Origin of the sequence: Rhodococcus sp. IEGM 1406 (assembly GCF_030056745.1) — a bacterium.
Classification (GTDB): Bacteria; Actinomycetota; Actinomycetes; order Mycobacteriales; family Mycobacteriaceae; genus Rhodococcus_F; species Rhodococcus_F erythropolis.
Map to the genome: position 1 here is coordinate 1 of NZ_JASHKO010000014.1, position 5331 is coordinate 5331.

The window sequence follows — 5331 nt, forward strand, 5'->3', positions numbered from 1 at the left end:
TTCAACGATCCGAGGAGTCGACCCATCGGGGTACGAGCTCCCGCAACAATCACAGAACTGGTCACGATTTCCTCCGGCTGCAAAAGAGACATAGTCGTCGGTTCCGTGCGGCCTAAGAGCCAAGTCACATCCCGACGTGTACTCCTCAAACGGTAGCGCTACCGTGAAAGGTATGACACAGACCTCCCCCAGTTCTGCACTCGCACCTTTGTCGTCCGACCTCGTCGTCGCGATCGATCACGTCGGAATCGCGGTGCCCGATCTCGACGCGGCAATCGCGTGGTACACGCAGCACCTGGGCATGGTGTCGACCCACGAGGAAATCAACGAATCGCAGGGCGTGCGCGAAGCCATGCTCTCCGTCGTCGGCTCCCCCGCCGGATCCACTGCCGTTCAGCTGCTCGCACCACTGGACGAGAACTCGACCATCGCCAAGTTCATCGACCGAAGCGGCCCCGGACTGCAGCAGCTCGCCTACCGGGTCACCGACATCGACGCCATCTCCGCCGAGCTTCGCGAGCGCGGCGTTCGGTTGCTGTACGACGCTCCCCGGCGCGGTACGGCCAACTCGCGCATCAACTTCATTCACCCGAAGGACGCCGGCGGCGTCCTGGTGGAACTGGTCGAACCCGACGCGAGCCACTAGCAGACCCGACTCCAGCTCGTATGCCAGGTAGATTGTCGCCATGGCATACGAGCAGGACCGCGGTTCGATCCAACTTCCGTTCCAGATCGCACGGAAGGGATACGACCGCGACGAGGTACGTAACTACTTCGAGCGATTCGACGCGGAGCTGCGAGTTACCGCGGCCGATCGTGATGCTGCCGCTGCGCAGGCCCGCGACCTTGCCAAGCAGCTCGACGATGCACGCGACGACATCGACGACCTCCGCAAGGACGTCGACCGCCTCTCGGTACCGCCCACCACTGCGGAGGGCATGAGCGATCGCATCAGCCGCATGCTGCGCCTTGCCTCCGACGAGGCTTCCGAGGTGCGCGCGAAGGCCGAGGCCGACGCAGCCGAGATGACCTCCATCGCCGAACAGGACGGCGCCCGACTGCGCGGACACTACGAGTCGCTGATCGCCGAACTCGAGGACCGTCGCAATGCGATGGAAACCATGCACGAGCAGACCATGGCGCAGGCCCGTACCGAAGCCGCCCGGATCGTCGAAGCCGCACAGGCCGAGCGGGATCGCCTGGCTGCCGAGTCCGAGGCCAAGCGCACTCAGATCCGCGAAGACTTCGACATCTCGATGTCCGAGCGTCGCGCCAAGGTCGTCGCCGCCGTCAACGACCTGGAGTCGTCGAGCAAGGCAGAGGCCGAGCGTCGACTCTCCGATGCGTCGCACGAGGCTCAGCGCAGGCTGCAGGCCGCCACCGATCAGTCCGAGCGCAAGATCGCTCACGCGAAGGAACTCACCGAAGAACTGCGTGTTCTCCGTGGTCGAATTCTGGCTCAGCTCTTGGGCATTCGGGGACAACTCGATTCGGTTCCGGCCATGCTCGCATCGGTCAACCGGGAGAGCGAACTCCTCGATGCACCGCCCGCTCCGGTCATCGTCGAAGCCGAGGAAGATCTCGAGATCGAAGACAAGAAGGCCGACTCCGATCCGGTCGACTCAGAACCGAGTATCGACGAAGACGATGTGCTCGAGGACTCGGACGAGACCAACACCGCCGAGATCGACACCCGCGCCGTCGAGCAGCGAGCCCAGTCCCGGAACTGATCGACGCTCAGGACCACCGTCTGGTCAGGCTGCGAGTTCCGCGGCCTGACCAGCATCCGGTGTGCCAGTGTCGACGTTCGTTCGCGCCGCCCGGTTCCGAAGGCCACGTCACCACATGGGCGACACCGTGCCTGATGTCGTGATCACAACCGGGGCAGCGATAGAACTTCGTCGCGTTGGAGCCGGGTATCGGCCTCACCATGTACATTTCACCGCCCGGCCCTGGCTCCTCCCGGACCAGCGCCCCGCCGAACAACACACCACTGGGTGACTGCGATTCCGCGCTCGAATCCCGAGCACGCCGAGTATCCGTTCGACGGGATTGCTTCGGCGAAGGTTTGCGGCGCGGCATGGTTCGAGTCTAAACAGCGTCAGAAAAGTCGGAACTCGGTGCTTTCGGTACCACGCAAGGCCTCGTAGTCCAAGACCAGGCAACGGATCCCACGGTCGTTGGCCAAAGTCTTTGCCTGCGGCTTGATCTGTTGCGCTGCAAAAACTCCCGTGACCGGCGCGAGCAGAGGATCGCGGTTGAGCAACTCCAGGTACCGCGTCAACTGCTCGACGCCGTCGATCTCGCCGCGGCGCTTGATCTCCACCGCCACCGATGCACCGTCCGCGTCACGGACCAGAAGGTCGACCGGCCCGATGGCCGTCATGTACTCGCGCCGCACCAACGTGTAGCCGGGGCCGAGTGTCTCGACATGCTCCGCCAGAAGTTCTTGAAGGTGTGCCTCGACACCGTCCTTGATCAATCCCGGATCGAGACCGAGTTCATACGACGAATCGTGCTCGACCTCTTCGAGAGTGATCCGAAGCTCCTCGCCCGCCTTGTTGGTGACGACCCACAGGATGTCGTCGCTGTCGCCGGTGGTCTCGACCAACCAGCACGGCGGACTCATCCAGTTCAGCGGCTTGTACGCCCGGTCATCGGCATGAATGCTGACCGAACCGTCGGCCTTCACCAACAGCAGTCGTCTTGCGGTAGGGAGGTGGGAGGTCAGGCGTCCCACATAATCGACACGGCAACGAGCAATAACTAGGCGCACCGGACCACCCTAAGCGATCATTACGACTACTCTCGACACACTATGCAGCGAAGCCGTGTCCCGAGTGCGCCCCTTGGGTCGTGGCTGCTCGGATCCACCGACGAAAGCCCCAGGCGCCGCCGAATCCGCGTCCAGGCACTACTCACCGCCCCTCTCCTGGTCACCAACCTGATCGGAGCGGTGCTGGCGATCGTGCTCGTCGGATTCGTGGTTCCCGGACCCGAGATCATCCACCCCGAATTCGCGTGGATCAACTTTATTGCCGTACCCGTCTTCATCGGGTGTGTCTTTCTCATCGGACTTCTGTGGGGCACCAAACGCCTCATGAGGGATCTCCGGTGGGCCACCGAGGATCACCGGCCAACCGAGCAGAATCAACGCGCGGCGTTGCGCGGGCCGTGGCGACTGACCCGAGTGCAAGCCGTCCTGTGGACGGCCGCGCTCATCACCTTCACGACCATGTACGGAATCGTCGACCCCGACACCATTCCGAAAGTTCTGTTCACCGTGGCTTTCAGCGGTATCACCACCTGCGCTTTCTGCTACCTGCTCAGCGAGTTCGCACTCCGCCCTATTGCTGCGCGTGCACTCGAATCCGGAGCGCCCCGCAAGGCTGCCGTTCTCGGACTGACCGGCCGGACGATCCTCGTCTGGCTGCTCGGAAGCGGAGTCCCCGTCACCGGCTTGATGCTCGTAGCGGTCTTCAGCTTCATCCGGCCTGCTTCGTGGCAAGCCCTCGCGACCGCGATCCTCGTCATCGGCGGGATCACTCTGTGCGTCGGACTCGGGCTGACGTACATCAACATCCGATCAGCCGCGGCCCCCATTCGGTCCGTACGCCGAGGCATGGAACAAGTCACCCGTGGCGACCTCACCGCGTCCGTCGTCGTGTACGACGGGACCGAACTGGGACTGCTGCAGACCGGCTTCAATCGCATGGCCGAGGGCCTGCGCGAGCGCGAGAGGATTCGCGACCTCTTCGGGCGCCACGTCGGACACGAGGTTGCCGCAAACGCGGTTCGCCGAAACCCGGAACTCGGCGGTGAAGAACGCGACGTTGCCGTTCTCTTCGTCGACGTCATCGGATCGACCACGATCGCGGCCACCAACTCCCCTACCGCGGTGGTCGCTCTACTCAATCGATTCTTCGACGTCATCGTCGACGAGGTAGATGCACACGGCGGATTCGTCAACAAGTTCGAAGGCGACGCGGCGCTGGCGATCTTCGGAGCGCCGACGACACTCGACGATCACGCCGGCAGTGCACTCGCCGCCGCCCGCAAGATTCGGCAGCGCCTGCGTGCCGAAGTTCCGGAAGTGAGCGCGGGTATCGGCGTCGCTGCGGGAATTGCCGTTGCCGGAAACGTCGGTGCGCGAGAAAGGTTCGAGTACACCGTCATCGGTGATCCCGTCAACGAAGCAGCGCGACTGTCCGAGGTCGCCAAGACGGTCCCGGGTAACCTCGCCGCGTCCGGACGGGCTGTGGCCGCCGCTGACAGTGCCGAAGCCGCACAGTGGTCGATCACGGAGAACATCACCCTTCGTGGCCGCCTCGAACAGACCGAGCTCGCGATTCCCTGCGACGCCTTGGAGTCCGAGACCACCCCGGCAGACTCTGTGCCCGTTCAGCCCTGATCTCACCGCCCACCCTGAGCGAACGGCACGTTCGGTCGATCCAAGGCGATGAACGCCACGTTCGCTCGATGACTTTCCCGCTTCCCGACGGTCTATATCGAAACAGCGGAAATCCGGCGATGCCGGGGAGATGGGTACGACTATGAAACTGACGACATTTACCATCGTCACTCTCGACGGGGTGATGCAAGGACTCGGTGGGCCGGACGAAGATCGACGCGGCGGATTCGAACGTGGCGGATGGTCCGCGCCGCTGGTGGACACAGAAGCCATGTCTTACCTCGTCCAGGTCTACCAGCGCGCCGACGCCTTCCTGTTCGGTCGGCGGACTTACGAAATCTTCGCCGGCTATTGGGGCGCGTTCGAGAATCCAGAGGTCAACCCGATCGCAAGCGCCTTGAATACGCGGCCCAAGTATCTTGCCTCGACAACGGTCACCGATCCGCAATGGAAGAACACCACGGCCCTTACAGATGACACCGCCGCAGCGATCGGCGAACTGAAAACCAGACCCGGCGGCGAGCTTCAGGTGCACGGCAGTGGCGAGTTGTGCCGCTGGCTTCTCGCGAACGATCTAGTCGACGAGATGATCCTGCTGATCGTTCCGGTGGTCGTAGGCCAGGGCACACGACTCTTTCCCGATACCGGACCGGATATCGCACTCGAGCTGGCCGAATCGCGAGCCACACCAAAGGGCGTGACGATCCAGCGGTATCTGCCCACTGGCCGGCCGAAGTATGCAACTGCCACCGCCGACGGCATCGAGTGATCAGGGCAAAGCGCCCGTCGTCGTCAGTCGTGCTCCCGCCCCTTGATGGTGTGAACGGGGCGTTGGGTCGATCTGAGGCGACGAACGTACCGTTCACTCGATCCGGGGGGTGCCGGCGACGGGATGTTTCGGGGTGTTTTGGGTACGAGAA

General features: G+C 63.3%; 6 protein-coding genes. 4 read left to right on the plus strand and 2 right to left on the minus strand.

Annotation, left to right across the window (positions count from 1 at the left end):
* Nucleotides 1-172 precede the first annotated feature (172 nt).
* Both mce and QM596_RS29515 read left to right on the plus strand, forming a co-directional pair.
* The gene (gene mce, locus QM596_RS29510) at nucleotides 173-646 is read left to right on the plus strand and encodes a methylmalonyl-CoA epimerase (RefSeq protein WP_020723660.1); all 474 of its coding nucleotides are present in this window, start codon (nucleotides 173-175) and stop codon (nucleotides 644-646) included.
* A gap of 40 nt (nucleotides 647-686) precedes the next feature.
* Entirely contained in the window at nucleotides 687-1730 is a 1044-nt protein-coding gene (locus QM596_RS29515; protein WP_019749164.1) for a hypothetical protein, read from the plus strand.
* Nucleotides 1731-1737: 7 nt separating this feature from the next.
* Here QM596_RS29515 and QM596_RS29520 read toward each other — a convergent pair whose 3' ends face one another.
* Both QM596_RS29520 and nucS read right to left on the minus strand, forming a co-directional pair.
* The gene (locus tag QM596_RS29520) at nucleotides 1738-2082 is read right to left on the minus strand and encodes an Rv1322 family protein (protein WP_283310593.1); all 345 of its coding nucleotides are present in this window, start codon (nucleotides 2080-2082) and stop codon (nucleotides 1738-1740) included.
* Nucleotides 2083-2101: 19 nt separating this feature from the next.
* Entirely contained in the window at nucleotides 2102-2776 is a 675-nt protein-coding gene (nucS, locus tag QM596_RS29525; RefSeq protein ID WP_003945160.1) for an endonuclease NucS, read from the minus strand.
* Between the two features lie 42 nt (nucleotides 2777-2818).
* Between nucS and QM596_RS29530 the strand changes: the two genes are divergently transcribed.
* Together QM596_RS29530 and QM596_RS29535 are read left to right on the plus strand one after the other, a co-directional pair.
* Nucleotides 2819-4411 carry an adenylate/guanylate cyclase domain-containing protein gene (locus QM596_RS29530; RefSeq protein WP_046378804.1) on the plus strand — a complete coding sequence of 531 codons (1593 nt, stop codon included), beginning with the start codon at nucleotides 2819-2821 and terminating at the stop codon, nucleotides 4409-4411.
* Nucleotides 4412-4553: 142 nt separating this feature from the next.
* Nucleotides 4554-5180 carry a dihydrofolate reductase family protein gene (locus QM596_RS29535; RefSeq protein ID WP_283310594.1) on the plus strand — a complete coding sequence of 209 codons (627 nt, stop codon included), beginning with the start codon at nucleotides 4554-4556 and terminating at the stop codon, nucleotides 5178-5180.
* The last annotated feature ends 151 nt before the right edge of the window (nucleotides 5181-5331 follow it).

Excerpts from the sequence above, each read along its gene's own strand:
- QM596_RS29535 (WP_283310594.1), top strand. The coding sequence starts at position 4,554 with ATGAAACTGACGACATTTACCATCGTCACTCTCGACGGGGTGATGCAA.
- QM596_RS29515 (WP_019749164.1), top strand. The coding sequence starts at position 687 with ATGGCATACGAGCAGGACCGCGGTTCGATCCAACTTCCGTTCCAGATC.
- mce (WP_020723660.1), top strand. The coding sequence starts at position 173 with ATGACACAGACCTCCCCCAGTTCTGCACTCGCACCTTTGTCGTCCGAC.
- QM596_RS29520 (WP_283310593.1), bottom strand. The coding sequence starts at position 2,082 with ATGCCGCGCCGCAAACCTTCGCCGAAGCAATCCCGTCGAACGGATACT.
- QM596_RS29530 (WP_046378804.1), top strand. The coding sequence starts at position 2,819 with ATGCAGCGAAGCCGTGTCCCGAGTGCGCCCCTTGGGTCGTGGCTGCTC.